Source organism: Spirochaetota bacterium (assembly GCA_038043445.1).
Classification (GTDB): domain Bacteria; phylum Spirochaetota; class Brachyspiria; order Brachyspirales; family JACRPF01; genus JBBTBY01.
On the sequence record JBBTBY010000043.1, the window covers coordinates 27,923 to 51,723 of the forward strand.

Below are 23,801 nucleotides of genomic sequence, written 5' to 3' on the forward strand. Positions count from 1 at the left end.
GTCCCTGACCGAGACCGTGCCCGAGGGTATCCATGCGATTCGACGTACACACGCATTTCTTCACCACCGGCATGGCCGGCAAAGGTGTGGATGCTTTTCTCTCAACGCTTCGTCTGCGCGAGATGCTCGACCGCATCGCGACCGTCGGCGACCGTACCGAAGCCGATGCGCACCCCGTTGAGGCATTCCTCAAGAACAGTACATCAGAGGACGGCGAGGCGACGCTTTCCGATCTCGATAACGCCGCGGGTGAGCCGATGGCGTGCTGTCCGCTCATGCTCGATGTGGGGTATATGGAGAAGATACTCCCCTCGCCCGGCAAGGGTGTCGCAAGGACAAGAACACGCGTTGCAGGCACCGTGGCCGATACGCTTCTGGGATGGAAAGATGCAGTGGCATCGCGCAGGGGCGGAAGGGCCGATGCGGCTGTCGAAACGGTATCGCGCTGGATATCGGAGGCCGAAGAACGATTTCGCACCGTGCAGATCGGAGCGGTCGAAAACGATACCGGACGCGCATTCGATTCGCAGATAACAACGCTCACCGAGCTCAAAAAACGCCACAGCGACCGGATATTCCCGTTCCTCGGCGTCGACCCGCGGCGCAATGATGCCCTCGATGGAAAACTGCTCTCATTCATCGGCGATATGGTCGGTAAAGGAAGAACATTCGCCGGGGTAAAGCTCTACCCGCCCATCGGATTCTCGCCTACCGATCCCTTTCTATTCGGCAAGGGCGGCTTCTACGAATATGCCGAGAAGAACGGCATTCCCATCACCGTGCATTTCTCCGCAGCGGGTTTCGCCGTCATGTCCGACCGCGTTGCGGCCCAAGGCGATATCTATGACGACGATTCGGGCGAGATAGCGTCGGTCACCGATATATTCGAGGACGGCGTCATCGATTTCCATGCATCGATCGTGAATGTGGGCGAAGCGATATCCGAGCGCATCCGCGTCTTCAATCATCCGAAGCTCTGGGCGAAAGTGCTCGATGTGTACCCGCGGCTTACGCTCAACCTCGCGCACTTCGGCGGTTTCGGACGGCTGCATCAATACCTTGACGGACGGCGCGCCGGGCATTGGTCGGCCTTCGCACGCGAAGCGATCATCAAATACCCGAACGTATACGCCGATCTCTCCGGCTGGTTCGAGAAGCGCGAGGACACTTCGATCAGACATCCTTTGGCGACATTCGTTGCGGATGTGTATGCGAAGCTGCCGGGGAATGCGCGGTCGAAGGTGCTCTATGGTTCCGACTGGTTCATACTGAGCCTCAAGGACCCGGACCTCGGCACCTATATCAAGCGGTTCACTGCGGCGTTCGGAAAGGAATGGGATGCGGTTTCAGTGAAGAACCCGAATGCCTTTCTTGCAAGAACTATTGAATACAAATGATAATATGAATAGAGACTGTCGCGAATATAGAGAACAAGGGCTCATCCCTCGGCTTGGCTCGGGAACCGTGAGCCCTTGTTCTATTCGATACTGCTCCCTTTGTCTTCAGAGTATATGTATATCGATTCCCATGCTATTTTTGCAATAGCCTGCCGTTGCTTGCCATTCCTTCCGGAACAGAATAGAATCGTAATTGATCCGATCAACAATTCATTGTAGAGAGGCATATAATGCGAAACTCGCTGCTCACGCTCGCTCTGGCTGCCGGAGCCCTGTTCTCACAAACGACCGACTGGCCCTCATGGCGCGGACCATTGCACACTGGCGTTTCTGCCGCTGATCCGACGACGACGTGGAGCGAGACGAAGAATATCAAATGGAAAACCGTCATTCCCGGGCGCGGACATTCATCACCGATAATATGGAAAGGGAAGATATATCTCACGACCGCGATCGAGACCGGCAAAGCAGCTGATGTTGAGAAAGTGAAAGCGGTAGAAGCTGAGACGCCGGAATTCCACCGGAAGAGCGCGCATCTTCCGGCGAAGTCGCTCGCGTTCGCTGTTGTTGCGGTGAATGCTGCTGACGGAAAGATCGTGTGGAAAGAATCCATGCTCGAAGAGATACCGTTCTCCGCAACGCATGCGGACGGGTCATGGGCATCGGGTTCTTCAACGACCGACGGTGAGCATCTTTACACCTACTTCGGTTCATACGGCCTCTATTGCCTCGATATGAACGGAAAGAAGATATGGTCAAAACGCTTCGGTCTCATGAAGATGAAAGCGAATTTCGGCGAGGGCATATCGCCCGTGCTCTCCGGCGACTTGGTGATAATGAACCTCGACCAGGAAAGCGGTTCAGCTCTCGTCGCGCTCGATAAAAAGACCGGTGCTGAAAAATGGCGCGTGACGCGCGATGAACAGACATCGTGGTCGACGCCGCTTGTCGTCTCCGTGCACGGCAAAACGCAGATAGTCGTATCGGCAACGAAGAAGATCCGAAGCTACGATGCGCACAACGGCACGCTCATCTGGGAATGCGCCGGCATGACCGGTAATGTCATTCCGTGTCCGGTGTTCGACGGGAAGAACGTCATCTGCATGAGCGGTTTCCGCGGGGCCTCGCTTCTTGCAATAGACATCGCCTCCGCGAAAGGCGATATCACCGACAGCAAAAGCATAGTCTGGTCGAAACAGAAGGACACGCCGTATGTGCCGTCACCGGTGCTCGCCGACGGTCTGCTTTATTATCTGAAAGCGAATGACGGCGTCATAACCTGTGTGCGGTCGGCGGACGGCGCGGTTCAGTACGGGCCGCAAAAGCTTGAGGACATGAAGCAGATATTCTCATCGCCGATTGCAGCGGGCAAGTATATCTACCTCTTCGGAAAGGACGGCACCGGCGTGGTGCTTGCAAAGGGCTCATCGTTCAAAGTGATATCGGTCAATAAGCTCGATGACGGCATCACCGCGTCCCCCGCGGCGATCGGCGGTGATCTCATTGTGCGGGGGCATACGAAGCTTTACTGCATTGCGAACGGGAAATAGATACCCCTACCGCTCGATGACCACCGCTTCATGGATATACATGGTATCGACGGTGATCTTCGCCTTCCCGTTCTCATAGGTGAAGGGAATATCATTTTTCGTATACGCCGAGTACACGCGTGACGGTTTTTTCTCCAAGCGTATCTCCGCAGGTATGCGATGCAGCTCGTTCACATCCTCGATGATGAGCATTTTCACGCCGCGTCCCCATCCTGCACCGCTCTCGCCGCGGGGCTGTATCTCCGCATAGAGGAGATGGAGCACGATGCGGTTCTTTTCCTTCTGTTCCATGAAGCTCATGCGCCCGCTCGACGGCAGTTTCACCGAAAGTTCCCGATCCGGCAGAAGCTTATTGATCGCGCCGCGGACGAGATATTTATAGAGCGGCTGCCCGCGATCGTAGTATGTCTTGAATATCGGATACGCAATGTAGACAATATTCCCGTCCATGATTATCGCATCGTTCTCCGAAGAGCGTTCCGTCTTGTACGGCGTATGCTGATGCGAGCAGAAATGCTCCCATGTCCGATTGAAGTACGGATTGTATACTTCGGCAAGGACATCGGCACCGGCTGCCTTCACCTTCTGCGCCGCGGCATACATCACGAACGGCGATTCGATGAGGCTGTCATCGAGTCCGCTCACCGCCTTCACGTAATCCGGATTGAACTCCGATGCACCTAACACTTTCGCGCGCATATCGACGGCGAACGCTGACGCATCCGGCTTCATCCCCGACGTGCCGGAAAGGAGGAGTTTCCCGCCCTTTTTCACATACGCGTTCACTTTTTTCGCGAGCGCATCGTCGAGCGTACAGATGTCCGGCAGGACGATGAGCTTGTACTTCGAGAAGTCCTCGTCCATATCGATGACATCGTACATAAGATGAAGTTCGTTCAGTATGCGCGCCGCACCCATGTCAATCGATTCGTGCTCGCGGGAATGGAACACTGCTTCCGCGGAAAGGAGCGCTATCTCCGAACACGGTGTCGAGCCGATGGCATATTCCTCGAGTGCTTTCACCCTCGAATATCCCGCGCCGATGGTCTTATACGTATCCATATCCATTTTTCCAGATGGATGGAGCTGATCTCCCACGCTTGAACGCGCACCGAGCGATGTCATGAGCGCGCATTCATATTCGAGCGCCGCCGGGCGTTTGAAGCCGCCGAACTCGCCCCAGGATGTGTGGAATTTCCCCGTCATGCCGAGATATTCCATACCGAGCGTATTCGCATAGCGCGCCGAGAGCGGGAAGTGATCGTAGCCCCAGCCCGCCGTCGGGAGCGATTCGAGTTCAAGATGCGTGAAGTACTGCCAGCGTTCGCGTTCACCCTTATAGATATGACCGCTGTTGTGGAAAATGCGCATCGATGGATCTTTCTTATGCACAGCACCGGTGACACGTTTGTAATAATCCATTATCACAGTGCGGTGATTGGCGAGGCGGTCCTCTTTTTTGTTCGGATCGAGGCCCGCTTTTTTCATGCGTTCGATGCAATTGCGGCAGCAGCAGTCCCATGCGATGAGTATATCGAAAAATAATCCGTCAGCCTTGTACATGTCCATCACTTCATGCGCCTGCGCTATGACAAGATCGACATATTCGTCATTGCTGAGGCACAGCGAATGCCATCCGGCTCCAAGCTGATTGAGGTCCGACTGCTGCGAGGCGGCATCACCCTTCACCACGCGCCATTCCGGATGCTCGCGGGCAACGCGCTCGTTCCACTGCACGGTGATGTACACCGGCGCGTTCACGCCGTTCGCATGACACGCATCGATCATATCGCCGAGGAGGTCCTTGTTCTTCAGGTTCGGATGCGCCTTCCCGACCTTGGTCGGATAATACGCCCAGCCGTGATGACATACGGCGAACACGGTTATCGAATCGACATTGCCGACCGTAAGCGCTTCGGCGAACTGCTTTTTGTCGAATTGTGCGCCGACATCGGGTATATGTTCCGACGTGTGGAAATCGAGATGAACTTGGCGATAGCGGAACTGGCTTTTCATGGTCACTCCAGAAATAATTCTATCACCGGTACGGTGACGTTGGGCTTTACCTGCGGCAGCGTTATCGTTATCGCGTCAGTGGCGAGGCCGAGCTGTTTCGCATGCCACTCATCCATTTTGATGCCGACCTCAGAGCCGTCGTTGAGAAGCTGTGCATATTTTACCTTGCCGCCGAATCCGTCGCAATGGAGATGCTTGTACGGCCAAACGAAGCAATGGACGTAGAGGCGTTTCGTATCGGGATTGTAGGTGAGACGGCAGCCGTCCGGCGTCTTGAACTCCGCGGGCGCCTGCGTGCATCCATAGATGGAGCGGCTGTGTCTGCGCATCCACGTCCCTATGCCGTTGAGGCGTTCGAGCGCTCTCTCGTCGAATTCGCCGCGGGCGGTTGGACCTACATTGAGAAGGAGATTGCCGCCCTTCGATACGCAATCGATAAGTGTTTCTATCAGATTTTCCGTGCTTCTGAAACTCGCTTCATCGCGATGATATCCCCAAGAGCCGGAAAGAGTCTGACATGCCTCCCATACCACGGGTTTTCCGTTCACGGTCACCCATTCGCGCGGCTGTACCTGCTCGGGCGTTTTCACATCCCAGCCGTCGGGGAGATCGAGCCTGTCGTCGAGTATGACGTGCGGCTGAAGTTTCCGTATCATCGCCATGAGCTCGGCGGAGCGCCACGCCTTGTGACCTTTGCCGCGGGTGAAATCGTCCGGGGCTTCCTTGTCGGGGAATGAGAAGTCGAACCAGAGCACATCGATCGTGCCGTAATCGGTGAGTATCTCCTTCACCTGTCCGTGGAGATAGTCGGCATATTTCATCTGATCGCGGCCCTGGTTCATCTTCTCACGCTCAGGGCTTTCGCGATACGGTCCGTTCTTATTGTCGATGACATACTGCGGATGATGCCAGTCGATGATGGAATGATAGAGCCCCACTTTCATATCGCGTTTTCTGAACGCTTCTATCATCGGGCGAAGGAGGTCGCGTTTGGCCGGCGTATTCTGCGCTTTATAATCGGTAAGCTTGGAATCCCAGAGACAGAACCCCTCGTGATGCTTCGTCGTTATCACGAAGTATTTCATTCCCGCATTCGAGGCTGCGTCCGCCCAGAGATTGGGGTCATAGAGATCGGGGTCGAATCGCTTGAAATATTTTTCATCGTACACTTCGTTCGGTATACGCTCCGTATGCTTCACCCATTCGTGACGGGCCGCCATCGAATAGAGTCCCCAGTGTATGAAAAGACCGAAGCGATCCTTCACGAACCATTTCGTATCGCCCGGGGTTTTCAATGTCTCAAGCATAGCGAACTCCTTTCCGCACGAGCGCGGATGTCGGGAATAGCATAAGCATGTGCCGGTATGGGGGGAACGTTTTTCATTGACAATAAGGTGTATTTTGTTGACTTTCGCAACGGTTCGCACAAATCGACCTCCGTGTCTCGTGCGAACCTCGGCCTCCGTGCCTACGCGTGCGGATGCGCTCTGTTATACACTTCGATGATCCTTCGGTTGGTGACATGCGTGTAGCGCTGTGTCGTCGACAACGATGAATGTCCAAGGAGTTCCTGCACGGCGCGTATGTCGGCTCCGTTGTTGATAAGATGCGTGGCGAACGTATGCCGAAGCGTGTGCGGCGATATTTTCCTGCCGATGGCGAGCCGCCGTATCAGTATCTTCATGATATGCCGCACGCCGCGCTGACCGAGCGGGGTGCCGTTCTTGTTGATGAAAAGCGCTTCGCAGATACGGCCCGAGGCGGTCAGATACCGCGTCCTTCCCGCGAGATAATCCGGCAGCGTCCGGGTTATCGCAGGGAGAAGGGGTATCTCGCGTACTTTATCGCCCTTGCCGGTGATGCGTATCATGTCCGAGGATGCATCAATGGCATCGACCGTGAGTGAACAGAGCTCCGACACACGAAGCCCGCTCGCATAGAAGAGGAGTATCATGTAGCGGTTGCGCAGCGAAAGAAAATCGTTGCCGCCGAGGGAGAGCATGCGCTCTATCTCATCTGGCTCGAGGAAAGTAACGATGTTCTTTTCCGTGCGGGGCGAACGCATATCGAGTATGCCGTTGTCGGTAAAGCGCCCGGAACGTACGAGGAAAAAATAGAATTTCTTTATCGCCGAGAGATGGCGCGCCATGGTGCGGTTGCTGCACCCTTTGTTCTTCACATGCGAGAGATACGCGCGCACCGTGAACGCGGTAGCATCCGTAACGGACTTCCCTATCGATGACAGATACCCGGTATAGAAGCCGAGGTCCTTGCCGTACGCGAGTATCGTGTTCTCGGAGCGCTTGCGCGACCTGAGGTAATCCGAGAACGAAGCGAGTATGTCCGAATCCATGGAGGGCTCCGATTACATTATCGGAACACGGATGCGTAAAAATGATGCGCTTCATCGCCGATGGTGCGATCAACCGCGTGCCCTGCGAACCCTACCCCATTCGATAGATCATCCTAAGCTCTTCGCCCAGTATCGCTATCCCGCGTGCCGTCATGGCTTCGTCCATGGCATAATTCATCCGTATGCATTCATCGGTATGGTCCCATTGTTCAGCGAGCGCATCGAAAAAATAATGGCCGGGGACGACGAGCAGGCCCTTTTTTTTCAGCCGCTCGTAGAGTTGAAGACAGGTTATCGGCAGCCCCTTGAACCAGAGCCATACGAAGAATGCGCCTTCTATCTTATGGAGATAATAGGGGAGCCCGTCAAGTTCCCTGCGGATCACGCGTTCGATATTCGTCGCGCGAGCGCGATAGAAAGGGAATATCGTATCACGCACGATGTTCTTTATCTCACCGGTGCGGATATACGGCTCAAGTATCGCCTGTCCGATAGTGCCGTTGGCGAGATTGACAATGGCATTGATGGACGCTATCGCCGCAACGATCTCCTCATTGGCGATCATGATGCCTGTCCGTGTCGATGGCAGCCCGAGCTTTGAGAGGCTCATCGATAGAATGATGTGCTTGTCCCAATGCAGTGTAGCCGGCTCAAAAAGGACACCAGGGAATGGATGACCATACGCATTGTCGATGATGAGCGGTATGCCCTTTGCGCGCGCCATGTCGGAAAGGTGCGCAAGCTCGCTGTCGGTGATGACATTCCCGGTAGGATTCGTCGGGCGGGAAATGCATATCGCAGCGATGTCGTCGCCGATGGTGAAATCATCGAAATCGATGTGATATTTGAACGTGTGCTCATCGATGATCTCTATCTTCGGCTTGCGCGATACGAAAAGCCCGTGATTGATGCCCTGGTCGACATAGCCGATATATTCCGGGCAAAGCGGGAACAGTATCTTCCTGCTCACGCCGCCGTCGTATTCGCCGCCGAGGATGTTGAACAGAAAGAAAAAACTGTTCTGACTCCCGTTCGTTATCGCGATGTTCGCCGCCGTGATGTTCCAGCCGTATTCGCGGTTGAAAAAAACGACGAGCGCATCGATGAATTCCTTCTTTCCCTGCGGCGCATCGTAGTTGCCGATGACACGTTCGAACTCGTCGTCCTTATCGAGAATCTCGTGCATGCGGCTGCGCCATATCGATCCCACGGCGGGTATATGCGCGGGATTGCCGCCGCCCATCATTATCATGTTCGTGCCGTCGTTGAGGGCTTTGCCGAGATCGTCCATGAGCGTGAGAATGCCCGACCGCTCCGTCATCTTCTTCCCGAATTTCGACAGCTCCATGGCAGAACTCCATTACGATGCTCCATTGTATCACGCTTTTACGGCAAGGGAAATACCGGGAATATATCGATACTCAGCTCTATTGCGATAATGAACGGATGTTTATATAGTAACGGCAATGAACATACTTCTCATCAATCCCAACGGCATCGTCATGAACACCCGCGAGTCGCTCCCGCCGGGTCTCGGCTACATCGCCGCGGTCATCGAGAAAGCGGGTCACGCCGTCCATGTCCTTGACCTCACCGTCGATGAGAAATCGACGACGGAGATAATAGATGCCATATCCAGCGCCGATCTCTGCGGCATCACCGCGAGCACGCCGACGATAAAGCGCGCATGGCAGATCGCCGAACTGTGCAGAAAGCGCTCGGTACCGGTGGTGCTGGGCGGGCCGCATGTGAGCGCGTTGCCGGAAGAAGCGGCTCATTACTGTGACGTCGTCGTACGCGGCGAGGGCGAGCGGACCATCGTCGAATTGCTCGCGAATTTCGATAAGGTCCGCACACGCGATCTCTCCCACATCGCAGGGCTTTCTTATTTGAAGGACGGTGTCGTGGTCCATACGCCTGACCGAGAGCGCATCAAGGACTTGAACGAAGTACCCTATCCCGCGTGGCATCTCTTCCCTCCGCTTACGATGTATTCCACGCAGCAGCCGCTCCTCGACAAGAACGTCCTTTCCGCGGGCATGATCACCTCGCGCGGCTGTCCATACCAATGCGTGTTCTGCTACAAGGGGATATTCGGAACCTCCTGCCGGATGCGGAGCGCCGACAATGTCCTCGGCGAGTGGCGCATGCTCGTGAAGGATTATCGCGTTAAGCAGATAGGCATTGTGGATGATTCGTTCACCTCATCGCCGCGGCGTGTCATCGAGATATGTAAAAAGATCGTCGATGAAAAGCTCGTCGTCGAATGGGTGATGCCCTCGGGAATTCGCGTGAAGCCGATATCAGAAGAGATGCTCATGTGGATGAAGCGCGCCGGCTGTACGCGCGTGGGTTTCGGCGTTGAGTCAGGATCGCAGCGCATGCTCGATGCGATACAGAAGAACATCACGCTCGACGACATACGCGCCGCGTTCAGGCTCGCGAAAAAGGTCGGCCTCGAAACGGTGGCGTTCTTCATGATAGGGAATTTCGGCGAGACCGAAGAGACCATGCAGGCGACCATCGACTTCGCGAAGGAGCTTAATCCCTCCTTTGCGCAATTCCTCATCACGGTGCCGTATCCGGGGACGAAGCTCTACGATATGATCAGGAGTGACGGGCGGCTTCTCATCGACGATTGGAATCTCTATGGCACCTTCGAACGCGCGGCCTATTTCGAAACGGACACCATGCCCAAAGAACTTGTCGAGCGTATGCTGAGAAAGGCGTACTTCTCGTTCTATGTCCGGCCGCTCTACTGGATGCAGCCGTCGATAATGAAGCGCATGATAACGAAGATACCGCATTATGCGTCGCTTTTCGTGCGGTATTTTCTCCGTTCAGGATCGAAGAAGAAATAACTTCCAAGGCGCTCGGCGCGGACCGAACGCTCAATACGTCATGCTTGCCGCGTTGACCATGCCTACCGCGATCGATATTATCGCGATGAGGATAGCGGAAGACAACTGGTTCTTCTCAACGTTCTTTATGAGCGACGGCAGGAAGATGCGAATGATAAGGAAGGTCGCCACCTGCACGCACAGCGCCACCAACGCCCAGAGGACCATGTCCAGAAAACTCACACTGTGCGATATCGCCGCGACGAGCGGGCAGATAAAGCCGAATATCGCCCCGCCGAAGCTTATAGCCGGCGCAACGGACCCGCCCCGTATCAGCTTTACCTCGGGATAGGGTGTTACCAGAAGGTAGACGAGCGAAAAGACAAGGACAAGCCCCACGCCCCCGCCGAAATACTTGAGGAAAGGGATCAGTCCGCTCAGCGATGCCATCACTTCGTTCATCATACGTTACTCCTTGAAATAATGTGGAATGAATCTGCTCGAATTCATGGTTATCTCGGTGGTATCCTCGCGAATGCCTATGCCTGCCGGTTCACCGCCGATGACCCAAGATCCGATCGTCGTGTAATTCCCATCGAACGATGGGACCGGCATGTGTTCCTGGTAGATGTATCCCTCCGCACCGTACGTGCCGCCCTTCTCCTGGACGGTGCCGTTGCGGACAATGCTCACATTGCTCCCTTCGCGCGATAGGAACGGCTTACGCACATAATTGTCACTGAAACGGTTATCGAAGTACGCCGGCAGGAGATTCGGATGCCCGGGGAACAGTTCCCAGAGTATCGGGAGTATCCCCTTGTTGCTCAGCATGAGTTTCCATGCCGGCTCGATGAAACGCACGCCGCTCTCGGCGATGTGCGGCCCGAAGGAGTCAGCGAAAAGCCATTCCCACGGATACAGTTTGAACATCGTCTGGATGACAGCGCCATCCTTATCAATGAACTTTTTCTGTCTGCTGTCCCAGCCGATATCCTCGACGAAGACATGTTTTGTCTCGATGCCCGCCTGCGCGGCCGTATCGCGGATGTACTCAGTGTTCCCAAGATCCTCATCGTGGTCGCGTATGCAGCTGAAATGCATCGAACGTATCCCCGTCTTTTTCCACGCCGCAATGAGCTTTTCATGAATGGAATTGAACTGGTCAGCATCTGCTGCACGATCCTTCATCCAATGCCACTGAACCACGCTCGCCTCAAGGAGTGCTGTGGGCGTATCGGCATTATATTCAAGGAGCTTCGGGTGATCCTTGCCGTCGAAGACAAGATCGAAGCGCCCGTAGATGCTCGTTTCCCGCGCATCATACGAATTCATAACATAGGGAATGAATGCCTCGGGGATGCCGATATCTTTTGCCCGTTTCTCACGTACCACATGCAGAACGGCCTCGCGGCAGATACGCTCTATCTCGGCGGTGGCCGATTCAAGCATATCGATCTGGTCCGCGGTGAATTCGTAGCATGCGGATTCATCCCAGTACGGTGCGCCGTCTATCGTATGAAAATTGCACCCGAGCGATTCAACGGCCTCCCGCCAGTTCGTACGCGGCGTGCATTCCCGTCGTATCACTGATCAGCCGCCCGAGCTGTGGCTCGCGGCCGAACCGCCGAACCCGCCGCGGGAAACAGGCGATGCCCCGTCCGGCGAGGATGCCGCTTTCGCGCTCCCGGCTGTGCCGGTACCATGATAATATGTCGAGCCCCGGTAATAGCGGGAGGCGGAATTTGTTGCCATATTCGTGATAACACTCTTGCCCTGCACTGCGGTCCAATTGCCTCCGCCCGCCGTCGCATTACTGGTGCGCGCTTCGCCATTGGAGAGCGCCATGCCGCCGATGAGCACAAGCGATACGTGCAGTGATGATCTTCGTTTCCTGGCGTGGTCACTCATATGATCTCCTTGATGGTGGGATGTCCGTTGCTGTCCGATACCGCCCGTTCTTCCGACAGTATAGTCTGCGGAGTGGCACTGTCAAGTGCGAAACCGCTATGCCTTCGCATCGATCACGGCGATGCGGTCATCGGCAATGACCACGGCTTTGTCTCCCTCGCGGATGCGCTCTGTCGGAGCGCAGGCGAGCATCTGTTCCCTGCCGCGAACGATCCCGACAACTGCGCTATCATGGGAAAGGCCCCAGAGCACGATATCGCGGAACGTGAGCCCGTCTCGCACGGCAAGCGGGATGCTGTATATTTCCTTACGCTTTCGTTGCTTAACAGCTCGTCGAAGATATCCTTGGTCAATCACATGAACACGTACTGCCTTTTTCCCGTTCGATCCCGCTTCGGTATGAAGAATGCAAAACCGCAGACGAGATTGACGATAAGGAGCGCGATATGCGCGGTGAACATGAGCATGCCTCCCTGCGAGTACGATACGCCGGGAAGGAGCTTTGAGAAGAGGAAAGCGCCGGACAGTTCCGCCACGCCGTACCCGCTGAGCGAAATGGGGATGAGCGTCGCGACCGTGACGAGCGGGATGCAGACGAAATAGAACGGGAGCGCGATGTTGAGCGAGAGCGCAAGTCCGATGAAATAGTTGAAGAGTATCCTCAGCGTCTGCGTGACGATGACGCATATGACCATGAGCAGGGCAAAGCGCCGCTTGTGCTTGAGCCGATGGAACGATTCAAAGACCGTTATGATGAAATGCGAGACCTTCTTCCACGGGATGACGCGCCGGACGATGCGAACGAGGAGCGCAAATGTCCTCTCATTATAGAGAATTATCGCCGCCAGCATCGTCACGATGATGAACGCACCGACGATAACGGACACCTGCGCCGCCTCTATCTTCGAGCGTATGATGAGCGGTGTGAACAGCAGGGATGAGAAAATGAGGATGTAGAGCGTGAGCACGCGGTCGATGAGTATAGCGGACACGGTAGTATCCACCGGCGTACCCATCTCCTTCATCTCGATGACCTTGACGACATCGCCGCCGATGGATGTGGGGAGCACATTGTTATAGAAAAGACCGAGGAAGTAGGCGCGGAACGCGGAGACTGGGTGCACATGCACGCGCGTTGCCAGGAATGCCGTCTGCCACACGAGGAAACCCGTGAACATGCTCACGAACATAAGCGCCATAGCGAGCACGAAATACCGCACCTGCATGCGGGAGAACATTTCGTATATCTTCGCCCATTCCTTATACACAAGGAATGCAAGCACGCCGAGAAGGAGGGCGGTGACAACGATCTTTATCGCCGTGAACGGTATTTTCTGTTTCTGTTTCATCGCGGTTGTGCCGGCAGTATACCGTGTGCATACGGCACTGTCAAGGCGATGAACGTTCCTATTCCGGGTTACGCCGCCTTCGCTTTGCGGTATCCGTCCTGTTCTTTTATCTCTTCAATGAAGGCGATGAGGTTCTCAAGCGGCACATCACCCTCAACGGCATGCGCCGGCGAGAAGATATACCCGCCCTCGGAACCGAGATCGATGAGGCGCCGTACTTCGGCGCGCACGCCATCGGCGCTCGCGTACGGAAGTACTTTCTGCGTGGAAAGCCCGCCGTGGAAAGCGAGACGCCCGCGGTATTTCCGTATGAGCGCCGCGGTATCCATCACCTCCGGCTGGAACGGATTAAAGCAGTTGAGTCCGATATCGATAAGATCATCGAAGAGCTCGTCCACGTCGCCGCAGGAATGTATCGTGACATATTTCCCCGCATCGCGTGCTACGGCGTACATGCGCTTAAGCTCTGGCTTGATGAATTCGCGCCACAGCGCCGGACCCATGATGAGCCCCTGCTGCTGCCCCCAGTCGTCGCCGAAATGTATCGCGTCGATATCATATTTTAGCGCTTCCTTCACCTGTGCAATATTGTAATCGGCGATGGCGGAAAGGATTTCATGGACGAATTCCGGGTGTTCATAGAAGTCCATAAGGAGATTCTCCATGCCGCGAAGCGTCCATGCGCGTTCATAGAGCGAAAACCCGATGTTGAACACGCGGAAGCGGTCGGCACTGCGCGCTATACCCTCGGGCATGCGCTCAAAGATCATCTTATTCTTCGGGTCGGGGAACTGATACCCTTTCATCGTCGGTTGTGCGATGACCGTCCCCTCGATGACGCCGATGTCCTTGTCGCTCGAGCGGTCCCAGGTAACGCCGAAAATATCGCGCACGCGGTCATTCCCGATGTCGGTAGAAAAACCCAAACCGCTGCCGAAGCCCGCATAGTGATTGTCGAAGATCGCTTCATAATTAGCCGTCGGCCCGTAATGCTCTTTCAGCGTATGCATCGCCTCCTGCGTAAAACCATAGCTCCAGGGCACGTACGGCGGACGTTTCCCTTCCATTGCCAATATGACCACATCTCGTTTCGTCATCGTTTCCTCCGTCAGTTCTGCATCAAAACTACTCACGATAGTCGTTTTGGGGAATGTTCTACCCTGCCGAAAAGTATGTACTTTCCTGCCGAGCGGATATATAGTATGTACATGACCGGAGCGTTCGAAACGATACTCAAAAGCGGTGCCGCCGACCTCTTCGATAATTTCACCGCGCTTTTCGACGTGCGCATCGCATTCTTCGATGTGAACGGCCGCGAGATACGCGCCGGGCTCAACAAGGGGTCTGCATCGTTCTGCTCGCTTCTCCGGACACGCTTCGATTTCTCCGATAGGTGCCGCGCCTGCGATATAGAAATGCGCGCGGCGGCGGCCGAGTCGGGGCAGACCGTGCATTATCACTGCCCCGCCGGTCTTGTTGAAGCGATAACACCCGTGATACTGCACGGCAGGCTCTGCGGTTTCGTGATGATCGGACAAGTGCGCGACCGTACGCGCTTTCCATCCGATCTGTTTCGCGGACGCACGACGGCAGAAAAAAAGACGCTCTCCCGCAGATTTGCCGAACTCCCGTACATAGCGCCGGAAAGGATGAAAAGTTTTCTGGCAGTATACGGATCGCTCATCGATAATATGATAGCGAAGCATCATATCGCGCTCGCGGGAAATGCCGCACTGGAGGGTATGCTCGCGTACATGGAAGCCAATGCGGAGAAAAACCCGCCGCTTGCCGATGTTGCCGCCGCCGCGAAAAAAAAGCCTTCCACCGCAAGTCATATCTTCCGCAGTGTGCTGAAGGCAAGCTTCCGGCATACCATGAACGAGATGCGTATACGAAAAACGGAGGAGTATGCGGCGGAGCATCCGCGCGCTACCATCGGTGAGATAGCCGAACGATTCGCATTTACCGATCAATTCCATTTCTCGAAGCTGTATAAGAAATACCGCGGGAAGTCCCCGTCGAAAATGCTGCGTCATCCGTAGGGTACTATTCGACGCGTCCGTCATCGGACATCCCGCCCGTCTGGCCTTTTGCGAGCATGCTTCGCACCCAGTCGCGCAGCGTGGAAAAATACTTCTCCGGGAATGCGTGGCCTACGCCGGGCATGGTGATCAGGGTGATGTTCACCCCGTAGCCTTTTGCTTCTGCGCAATCGTCCTCGATATGCTGCAGCATCGTTCGGCGGTCACTTTCTTCCCGATCTCCGCCGATCAGATACAGAATATTCTTCTCTTTCATAATGGTCTTATGCATGCTGGCTAAATAATTCCCGCCGTCGACCATGAAATAATTACTGAAATGCTTGAGGATGAACGGATCAACTGCTGAAAGCAGCAGCGCGGTCGTATGCCCTCCGTTTGAAAAGCCTCCGATCGATCCCTTTCCATGATCGATGTTCGGTATCGCTTTGAAAAGCCTGGTCAGCATCACACGATAGCTTTCACTGATGATCGGATAATCATCATAGGCCTCTATCATGATGCCGGCATGCACTTCCTTCGGGTCGACCTCTTTCTTGAATAACGGCAGCGAGACGCCGATGATGCCGTCATCCCCCGCTATGCGTCGGACATGGTCCGCATCCTTTGTATCCCCGTACGCACCCGTACCGCCTTGTATGAACACCAGTATGGGAAAAACGCCGCTCGTTGTATAATTCGCCGGCAGGCATACCTGCATACAGGCGGGTATATCTGTGTTCGCGGTCAAGGCATGAAGCGTTTTCGGCAATCGGGGAAATTCATACCGCACGGTCGTGCCGGGGATCAGATCTTTTTTCGGCATGGTGACTGATAGTATAGTGCAGTTGTTATGGACCGTCAATCCGCATGTGTGAATTCCGCATGTGTGAATTCGATGGGGATGATCGGTGTAGACTGGCGTGAATACATAGAACAAGGGGTCATGACCCCTTGTTCTCATCGATTCTACCGCTTTTCTTCCGGTCGTTCGATTATGTTCAATGGCGTATGGTATTTCCGCGACAGTCTCGGCGATTCGTTGAGAAATCATCGATTTCAGTGTACAATGCCTGCATCTTTTCGGCGGGGATCATGAATAAATTCGGCGACATACAATTGTCCGACGACATCACACGAAGGCTCTCCACACCATGCTATCTCGTCAACGACGCCGCGATAGAGAATAATCTCTCGATACTGAAGGATGTCGGAGAGAAATCAGACGCACGGATAATACTCGCGCTCAAAGGCTTCGCGATGTGGTCGTATGCACCGCTCGTGCGGAAGTATCTCTCCGGTGTCACCGCAAGCTCGCTCAACGAAGCGCTCCTCGGCAGGAAGGAATTCAAGGGCGACGTACACGTCTATGCGCCGGCATACCGTGACGATGAGATAGACCGCATCGTCGACAACGCCGATCATATCAGCTTCAATTCAATATCGCAGTGGATGCGCTTGCGCGATCGTGTCAGGAAAAGAAAGCCGTCGCTCTCATGCGCAGTCCGCATTAATCCCGAACATTCCGAGGTAAAGACCCGATTGTACGATCCATCGGCGCCGCATTCGCGGCTGGGGATAACCATCGCGAATTTCAAGGCGGGCGTCCGCGAGCTTGCCGGTATCGACGGGCTCCATTTCCACAATCTCTGCGAGCTCGGGAGCGATTCGCTCGAGCGTACGCTCAAAGCCGTCGAAAAGAAATTCTCGTTCTACTTCGACAGGATATCGTGGATCAATATGGGCGGCGGTCATCATATCACGCGTGATGACTATGACCGCGAACGTCTCATTCGCATCATTCGCGATCTCAAGGACCGCTATCACCTTACGGTGTATCTGGAACCGGGCGAGGCTATCGCGCTCAATACCGGGGTGCTCGTGTCGCGCGTGCTCGATGTGTTCTCCAATAATATGAACATCGCCATCCTCGATACATCCGCGGCAGCGCATATGCCCGATGTGCTCGAGATGCCGTATCGTCCGGAGATACAGGGCGCAGCATTGCCCGGGAAGAAGCGTTATACGTACCGTCTCGGCGGCATGACCTGTCTTGCCGGCGATATCATCGGCGATTACTCCTTCGACAGCCCCCTTGCCGTCGGCGACGCACTCGTGTTCGGCGACATGGCTCACTACACCATGGTGAAGAACAATACTTTCAACGGCGTTGGTCTCCCGTCGATATACCGCATCGACACCAGAACGGGAAAGCTCCGGCATGTCCGATCGTTCGGATATCTTGACTACCGCGGGCGTCTCAGCTGAGCGGCGAGAAGCGGTCAAAAATGAAAAGTCCTACTGCTTGATGAACGATCCCTCATAGCGCACACCCTTCTTCACGGGGGCGAGGCTCTTTCGTGAAAGCCCGATGAGCGCAAGCGGATTATCAAGCCCCATGAGTACTATCTCCTTCGCCGTAACGATGCCAAGCGAATTGAGGTGATTGGCGCATGCGAGCATCATCACCGATGAGCCGACGAGGCATCCCTTGTCCGGATTGTGGAGCTTACCCGAGGGTTCGAGCACCGCGCGATTGCCGAGGGTATGATATTCCCCCGGCGGCATCCCGGCGAGCGGCGATGCGTCGCTTGTGATGACGACGTTCGCAACGCCTTTCGCGCGAATGAGCGCGGTTATCACCGGCGGCGGGAGATGATGCCCGTCGGTGATGAGCATGGCAGAAAGTCCGTCGATCGCGGCCCCGGCCCATATCGGATTATCATGGCGCGGGAGCATGTTGGGCACACCGTTGCCTAAATGCGTGAGCGCGCGTGCGCCGGCGTCGCGAAGACGTACCATGTCCGGGTATGATGCAAGCTCATGCCCGAGCGATACGGTTATCCCTTTCGATACTGCGTAGCGGCACAACGCATCGGCCGCCTGCACTTCCGCCGCTATCGTGATGAGCCGTATCGTCCCTTCGGAAAGCGCGATGAGCCTGTCGAGCGCGTCGGTGGACGGCGGGATAACGCTACCCGGGTCATGCGCGCCGACCGCGCCCGGCTCCTTCGAGATGAACGGGCCTTCGAGATGGAGGCCGAGTATGCGTCCGCGGAAACGCTCCGTTCGCATCATGCGCACGATGAGGGGGATGTTCCTTTCGTAGACCGCCATCGGACTGGTGATGATGGTCGGGAGGAAACCCGCCGTACCGGACGAGAGGACGCCGTCAGCGGCCTGCGCTAAGGACTCATCCGTGAGCGACGGATCGGAAAAATCGATGGCCGCATAGCCGTTCACCTGCACATCGACGAAACCGGGTATCTTCATACGAGCTCCATAAATATGATATCAAAGGGACCGACGATGCTATTGCAATGCACCCTCGGGATCGACAAGCTCAACAGTGCCGCTCTTCACGTTCATGACTATTTCCCGTGCGTGAATGGTCCGTTCCTTCTGCACCATCCTCGGCGTGCCGCCCCAGAGCTTTATCTTGGCGCTTTTCATATCGTAGACAGCGATATCCGCATATGCATGCACATCGTCGCGCCGGACGATGACGTCGCCGTTGGCGCGCAGCTTGTTCTTCCCGGCGAACTGTTCGAAATAGATGGCGGTCACCACTATCTTTTCGCGGACGAGATAGGCGATGGGGCTTTTCATTATCCGCGTATACCCGTCCTTGCTGAACACACGCATATGCCCCGCATTCATCATCATGCCGCCGGTATTATCCACGAGCACGACCTTGTCGAGGAAATCGATGACCTCTTTGCCCGTGACGAACGAATACTCGATGACATCCGCAGTGACCGATGTTTCGCGGGTGACGAACCTGCAGACGGGGTCATTGAGCATGCGTGCGAATTTATTGGCGATATCATATACCGTGAATCCGCCGGTAATGACCATATCATTGCGCGGGACGCTCACGGCGATGGCGCCGAAACCGTACACCATGTTCGTTCCTGCGGCGGAAAGGTACTGGATGCGGTCGGCGGTGATGGTGTTCTCGCGATTCGTGCCCGCCTCATCGGCGGGGTCGAAGATTATCGCGGCGCGGCCGAACGCTTCGATGCTTTCGCGTTCCGTCGAATATTCCATGCGCTCACCGGTAAGGGTGGCGCCCTTCCTGACGATGCGCGGAGCACCTGCGAGCGTCGCCAGCGCGCGCGCACCGTCATAGCGGAGCATGGAGCCGTACCCGAGCACGCGCTCGCCCGCCGTCGGGTCGATGCGTTCAATGGAAACATTGCCGGTCGCTGTTGTGATCTCGTTATCGAAACGCCGCTGCATTTCATCGCCCTTGACGGTGATGTTCTCGCTCTTCATGAAGAGCACCGGACGCTGCGTTACGCGGGCGGACTTCGTCACCTCGCTGTAATCGGCGCGGCCGGCGGTGATGAGCACGTTCGTCGAGAGGAATATACGCACATTGCCCTGACAGAACGCGCGATTGTCGTTGAGGTAGAATTTCATGTAATCGGAAAGTATGCGGTTGCTCCCGTCGATGAACTTCGCGTTCCCCTCGTAGGTCACCGTCTGCTCGGGATTGGAGAACGTCATCGTATCGCCGGAACGGCGCGTGACCTCGGGCTCGGCGAACGCGAGCGCCGCGGCAATGATGAACGCTATGACGCTACCGTATCGCACCATAGCTGTGCCCCTGATCGACCTCATGCTTGATGACGACATGCGAGAGGTCCATATCGGCTTCCATCCCGGTGCCGCGTATCCAGTCGCCGTTGCGGTGGACGATGGAAACGATGTTCGTGCTCGTCATCTTCCCCCGGCGATTATCCCAGAGTATGCGATGCGAATAAAGCCGCGTGCCGTTCGTCGAAATAAGGACGACATTGCTGATAAGCTCGATGGAATTATCCGCTGCATGCAGATTCGCCATGCCCGCCTCTACCCGTGCGCTGACATTCGACCCGTTGAACAATCGTATGCGGACGTGGCGAAGCTCGGTAAGGCGCCGCTCCTGAAAAAGCCGCGCATTGCTCGCATGCGCTTCCCAGACCTTGCGGCTGCCGTCGTAATATTCGCTCCTGAAACTTTCCTGCATCTCAAGTTCGGGAGGGCGCTCGAAATTCTGCGGACCGCGCTGCTTGCCGCTGAAATCGGTGCAGGCGATAAGCGCAGTAATGATGACGCTAGCGATAGCGGCGAAGCGCTTCATGAGAGCGTCCTTGTGCGCGGAGTATCAGCATGACCGTTTCACGGAGCACGCCCTCGCCGCCGGGCACATGCGTTACCCAGTCGGCCGCGTGACGCACTTCTCGTGCAGCATCGCTCGGGGCGAACGCGACACCGGCGTATGCCATCGCGGTAAGATCGATGAACTCGTCACCGATATAGGCCGTTTCTTCACGGGTAACGTGAAAGTCGCGGAGGATCGCTTCCATCGCCTTGCCTTTGTCAGCTGCGCCGGTTATCACATGGGTGAGCTTTAACTGCTTCTTGAACCGTATGCGCACCGCTTCGGTATCGCGGGCGGTTAGGACGGCGAACGAGAGCCCCATCTCGCGGCCCAATCGTATCGCAAAACCATCGCGCGAGTGATAGTTTTTCTGCTCATAGCCCTTATCGGTCACGACAATGCGCCCGTCGGTGAGCACGCCGTCAACGTCCGAAACGATGAGCCGGATGCGGGAGAGCCGGCGTTTGATGAGGTAATATCGCAGCGTTCTGAACACGATCGGCCTCTTTTCGTCATGGGGCTTGCAGGACTCGAACCTGCCCACGCGGTTTAGGAAACCACTGCTCTATCCATCTGAGCTAAAGCCCCGCAGATACCATGGATGTTTTTTTCATTCTATCCCACTGGAATGGAAATGCAACCGAGTGCCTGTTCTATTTCCTCGCAGCATCGTGGAACCGGTACCCCTTCTCGCCGACAGCGTCGTAATAATTCCCGGTGATATGTTTCGCTCCGGGCACTTCCTCGTATTCATGGGGGATAGAAAGGGCCGAAAGATATTCATGGAGCCATTTCGCACCCTGATACACAATATCAGCAGTGCCTACCGCGATGCGTATGCGGAGCGATAAGCGTATCGCCTCGGCGTTACGTGCGGCAAGACCAGCCGGCTCTTCTGCGGTCAGGCGTTCACTGTCGCTGTTCAACATGATGCGGAAGATATCGGCGTGGCTCTGCGCTATCATATTCGTCATGCACACTGCCGGGGCATAGACGACCACGGATGCGAACAGGTCGGGGTACTTGAACGCAAGATGCAGCGCGCCGAAACCGCCCATGGAAAATCCCTCAAGTGCGCGGCCGATCTTCGATGCGACGGTGCGGTAGCGGGAATCGATATGCGGGATAAGTTCTTTGATGATGCTCGTTTCGACCATTATCGTTCCGTCAAATGAATCGAGGTACATGCTCCATATCGCGCCGTTGACGAACACCATGATGGCAGGCTCCGCTTTTCCTGATGCGATATACCCGTTGAGATAGCTCGAGAGCCGCGAGCTCTGCGCCTCATTGCCGCCGATGCCGTGAAGCCAGTATATGACGGGATACCGCGCGGATGTTCCCTTCTCGTAGGTAGGCGGGAGATATATCGCATAGCCGACCGGATGTTTCATCGAAGCGCTTTCGAACGTTTCGTATCGCACACCTTCTGATGCGCGCGCAAGCTCATGCACCCACGCGATGGCATTGGGGTCGACGGCGCGTCCGCCGCCCGTGCGCGGAGCAGAGAACGCTGCCCCGGTGACAAGGATGAAAACGATCGCCGCGGCAGTCTGTTTTTCAAACATTACTGCCGCTCCGCGTAACGTCGTTCGGCGTAACTGAACGACTTCGTCCGGAAGCGCTTGGGTGAAACACCCTCCCGCTCCTTGAAGAAGCGCGAGAAATAGTACGGCCCGGCGAATCCGCATTGTTTCGTGATGTCATTGATGCTCGCGTCGGAATTAAGGAGGAGCTCCTTCGCGCGGTTCATCTTGAGCATGAGAAAATACGTAGTGAGCGGTATGCCCGTCTCCTCCTTGAATTTCTTGCGAAGCTGCTCATAGGTCAGTCCGTCCCGTTCCGCGAGTTCCTTATAATCGATGTGCGCCATCGCAACGTTCTCACGCATATACGATTTCACCCGCTCGACGGGGTTGCGCTGCCGCGTTTCCGGATAGCGATGTATCTTCATATAGATGCGGGTGAGTATCTCATGGAGAAGGAGCGATGAATACTCCTCATGCCCCGGCGATTTGAAATACCACGCATTGTAGAGGTTCTCGTACGCCGCCACTATCCTGTCGTCAAGGCCGATATCGTAAAGCGGCGCGGACGGTATGAGATCGCCGAAACGTTTTTCCGCATCGATGCCGTCGAAGGTTATCCAGTATTCCGTCCACCGTGTGCCCGCCTTCGGATCGAAATAATGCCATCTATTGGGGTAGAGGAAGAACGCCATGCCCGGTGTAAGCCGTACGCGCGAGGTGGTGTCGTCCTCGAAGAAACCCTCGCCCTTGATGAGATAGATGACCGAATGATAGTACATCACCCTGCCGTAGGTATTGAGGAAGTACGGCTTCTTGTTCTTGTTGAGTCCGGCTGCCTGTATCATACGGCGTGGCGCTCCGTGCGATATGCGCGCGGCGACATGCCGGCATGGCGCTTGAACGTGGAGCTGAAGTGATAGGGGTTGCAGAAGGAGAGCTCGGACGCTATCGATGTGACCGGCCTGTTCGTTTCGCGGAGAAGATACTGCGCCGTCTCTATCTTCATCTTCATGAAATAGGTTATCGGCGGGAACCCCGTGGCCTTCCTGAAGAGCCGCGCAAGGTACGACGGGTTCACGCGGACATGGGAGGCTATCGATGCGAGCGTGAGCGATGATGTCACGTTCTCCTGCATGTAGGCGATCGCTGCGCGCACATGCGGGCTTGCGCGTTCCGCATGCGGCGTATCCGCTTTCGCCGCGAGGGAATAGCAGAAGGCGATAAGCTCATGCCGTGCCGCCTCGCGCATGTCCTCTTCGCCGCTTTCATGACGCCATATCATTTCATCAAAAAGATGGCGGTGATCGACGCCGATGAAAAGCCCCTTCAGCGGCACGCGCTGACGCACGCGTCGTATGAGCGCATCATCTTCTGCACTTGGGTGAAAGCGAAGATAGAAGAGCGATACCTTGCGTGTACCGGCAAGCACCGTGTCGTGCCGGTCGCCGGGGAGGGAGAAGAATATCCGTCCCCGGTTGGCATCGAAGGATTCACCGCGCGTGATGAAGCGGCCTTCACCGCTCATGAAGTAGTGGAACTCGCAGGCGTCCGAGTGCGCGTGGGGGCGCGTTTCCATGCCCGCGAGCACGGAGCCGAATCCTATCTCAACGATACGCATGTGCGTATGGTATCCATTGCATGGGCAATGTCAATATCCCGTATGTTTTGTCAACACCCGTCATTTACAATTCC

23 protein-coding genes and 1 tRNA gene are annotated in these 23,801 nt (G+C 55.7%); 5 read left to right on the forward strand and 19 right to left on the reverse strand.

Features of this window, described 5'->3' with window-relative positions:
• Window positions 1-32 precede the first annotated feature (32 nt).
• On the forward strand, window positions 33-1,397 hold the full coding sequence (locus AABZ39_06515) for an amidohydrolase family protein (protein ID MEK6794410.1): 1,365 nt from the start codon (window positions 33-35) through the stop codon (window positions 1,395-1,397).
• 230 nt (window positions 1,398-1,627) lie between these two features.
• The gene (locus tag AABZ39_06520) at window positions 1,628-2,947 is read left to right on the forward strand and encodes a PQQ-binding-like beta-propeller repeat protein (GenBank protein ID MEK6794411.1); all 1,320 of its coding nucleotides are present in this window, start codon (window positions 1,628-1,630) and stop codon (window positions 2,945-2,947) included.
• A gap of 6 nt (window positions 2,948-2,953) precedes the next feature.
• Here the strand turns inward: AABZ39_06520 and AABZ39_06525 are convergent, their stop codons facing one another.
• The 4 genes from AABZ39_06525 to AABZ39_06540 form a co-directional block, all read right to left on the reverse strand.
• Window positions 2,954-4,963, reverse strand: coding sequence for an alpha-amylase family protein (locus AABZ39_06525; GenBank protein MEK6794412.1), 2,010 nt, complete (start codon window positions 4,961-4,963; stop codon window positions 2,954-2,956).
• 2 nt (window positions 4,964-4,965) lie between these two features.
• Complete coding sequence (locus AABZ39_06530; GenBank protein MEK6794413.1) at window positions 4,966-6,270, reverse strand: alpha-L-fucosidase; 1,305 nt, start codon at window positions 6,268-6,270, stop codon at window positions 4,966-4,968.
• A gap of 161 nt (window positions 6,271-6,431) precedes the next feature.
• Window positions 6,432-7,316: a tyrosine recombinase XerC gene (locus AABZ39_06535; GenBank protein MEK6794414.1), complete on the reverse strand. Its 885-nt coding sequence runs from the start codon at window positions 7,314-7,316 to the stop codon at window positions 6,432-6,434.
• A 91-nt stretch (window positions 7,317-7,407) separates the two neighbouring features.
• A complete protein-coding gene (locus AABZ39_06540) occupies window positions 7,408-8,664 on the reverse strand; it encodes a valine--pyruvate transaminase (protein MEK6794415.1) in 1,257 nt (418 codons plus the stop codon).
• Window positions 8,665-8,782: 118 nt separating this feature from the next.
• Here AABZ39_06540 and AABZ39_06545 point away from each other — a divergent pair, with 118 nt between their 5' ends.
• A complete protein-coding gene (locus AABZ39_06545; GenBank protein MEK6794416.1) occupies window positions 8,783-10,177 on the forward strand; it encodes a radical SAM protein in 1,395 nt (464 codons plus the stop codon).
• Window positions 10,178-10,207: 30 nt separating this feature from the next.
• Here AABZ39_06545 and AABZ39_06550 read toward each other — a convergent pair whose 3' ends face one another.
• From AABZ39_06550 to AABZ39_06575, 6 genes are all read right to left on the reverse strand, one after another.
• Entirely contained in the window at window positions 10,208-10,621 is a 414-nt protein-coding gene (locus AABZ39_06550; GenBank protein ID MEK6794417.1) for a DUF350 domain-containing protein, read from the reverse strand.
• A 3-nt stretch (window positions 10,622-10,624) separates the two neighbouring features.
• Window positions 10,625-11,743, reverse strand: coding sequence for a glutathionylspermidine synthase family protein (locus AABZ39_06555; GenBank protein MEK6794418.1), 1,119 nt, complete (start codon window positions 11,741-11,743; stop codon window positions 10,625-10,627).
• Window positions 11,744-11,746: 3 nt separating this feature from the next.
• On the reverse strand, window positions 11,747-12,064 hold the full coding sequence (locus AABZ39_06560) for a hypothetical protein (protein ID MEK6794419.1): 318 nt from the start codon (window positions 12,062-12,064) through the stop codon (window positions 11,747-11,749).
• 96 nt (window positions 12,065-12,160) lie between these two features.
• The gene (locus AABZ39_06565; protein MEK6794420.1) at window positions 12,161-12,346 is read right to left on the reverse strand and encodes a hypothetical protein; all 186 of its coding nucleotides are present in this window, start codon (window positions 12,344-12,346) and stop codon (window positions 12,161-12,163) included.
• Between the two features lie 71 nt (window positions 12,347-12,417).
• Window positions 12,418-13,413, reverse strand: coding sequence for a lysylphosphatidylglycerol synthase transmembrane domain-containing protein (locus AABZ39_06570; GenBank protein ID MEK6794421.1), 996 nt, complete (start codon window positions 13,411-13,413; stop codon window positions 12,418-12,420).
• 68 nt (window positions 13,414-13,481) lie between these two features.
• Window positions 13,482-14,510, reverse strand: coding sequence for a uroporphyrinogen decarboxylase family protein (locus AABZ39_06575; GenBank protein MEK6794422.1), 1,029 nt, complete (start codon window positions 14,508-14,510; stop codon window positions 13,482-13,484).
• A gap of 105 nt (window positions 14,511-14,615) precedes the next feature.
• Here AABZ39_06575 and AABZ39_06580 point away from each other — a divergent pair, with 105 nt between their 5' ends.
• Window positions 14,616-15,455 carry a PocR ligand-binding domain-containing protein gene (locus tag AABZ39_06580; protein ID MEK6794423.1) on the forward strand — a complete coding sequence of 280 codons (840 nt, stop codon included), beginning with the start codon at window positions 14,616-14,618 and terminating at the stop codon, window positions 15,453-15,455.
• Between the two features lie 4 nt (window positions 15,456-15,459).
• Here AABZ39_06580 and AABZ39_06585 read toward each other — a convergent pair whose 3' ends face one another.
• Window positions 15,460-16,257 carry a hypothetical protein gene (locus AABZ39_06585; GenBank protein MEK6794424.1) on the reverse strand — a complete coding sequence of 266 codons (798 nt, stop codon included), beginning with the start codon at window positions 16,255-16,257 and terminating at the stop codon, window positions 15,460-15,462.
• 269 nt (window positions 16,258-16,526) lie between these two features.
• Between AABZ39_06585 and nspC the strand changes: the two genes are divergently transcribed.
• A complete protein-coding gene (nspC, locus tag AABZ39_06590; protein MEK6794425.1) occupies window positions 16,527-17,699 on the forward strand; it encodes a carboxynorspermidine decarboxylase in 1,173 nt (390 codons plus the stop codon).
• A 30-nt stretch (window positions 17,700-17,729) separates the two neighbouring features.
• On the opposite strand, the gene AABZ39_06595 is transcribed toward nspC, so the two are convergent.
• The 8 genes from AABZ39_06595 to AABZ39_06630 form a co-directional block, all read right to left on the reverse strand.
• The gene (locus AABZ39_06595; GenBank protein MEK6794426.1) at window positions 17,730-18,704 is read right to left on the reverse strand and encodes an N-acetylglucosamine-6-phosphate deacetylase; all 975 of its coding nucleotides are present in this window, start codon (window positions 18,702-18,704) and stop codon (window positions 17,730-17,732) included.
• A gap of 39 nt (window positions 18,705-18,743) precedes the next feature.
• Window positions 18,744-20,033, reverse strand: coding sequence for an LptA/OstA family protein (locus tag AABZ39_06600; GenBank protein MEK6794427.1), 1,290 nt, complete (start codon window positions 20,031-20,033; stop codon window positions 18,744-18,746).
• Window positions 20,017-20,559, reverse strand: coding sequence for an LPS export ABC transporter periplasmic protein LptC (gene lptC, locus AABZ39_06605; GenBank protein MEK6794428.1), 543 nt, complete (start codon window positions 20,557-20,559; stop codon window positions 20,017-20,019). The genes AABZ39_06600 and lptC overlap by 17 nt, the downstream gene beginning before the upstream one ends.
• A complete protein-coding gene (locus AABZ39_06610; protein ID MEK6794429.1) occupies window positions 20,534-21,076 on the reverse strand; it encodes an HAD hydrolase family protein in 543 nt (180 codons plus the stop codon). The genes lptC and AABZ39_06610 overlap by 26 nt, the downstream gene beginning before the upstream one ends.
• 19 nt (window positions 21,077-21,095) lie before the next feature.
• Window positions 21,096-21,168 (reverse strand) — tRNA-Arg (locus AABZ39_06615).
• 65 nt (window positions 21,169-21,233) lie between these two features.
• Window positions 21,234-22,148 carry an alpha/beta hydrolase-fold protein gene (locus AABZ39_06620; protein ID MEK6794430.1) on the reverse strand — a complete coding sequence of 305 codons (915 nt, stop codon included), beginning with the start codon at window positions 22,146-22,148 and terminating at the stop codon, window positions 21,234-21,236.
• Window positions 22,148-22,954, reverse strand: coding sequence for an AraC family transcriptional regulator (locus AABZ39_06625; protein ID MEK6794431.1), 807 nt, complete (start codon window positions 22,952-22,954; stop codon window positions 22,148-22,150). The genes AABZ39_06620 and AABZ39_06625 overlap by 1 nt, the downstream gene beginning before the upstream one ends.
• Window positions 22,951-23,727 (reverse strand): AraC family transcriptional regulator, encoded by a 777-nt coding sequence (locus tag AABZ39_06630; protein MEK6794432.1) that lies wholly within the window; start codon window positions 23,725-23,727, stop codon window positions 22,951-22,953. The genes AABZ39_06625 and AABZ39_06630 overlap by 4 nt, the downstream gene beginning before the upstream one ends.
• Window positions 23,728-23,801 lie beyond the last annotated feature (74 nt).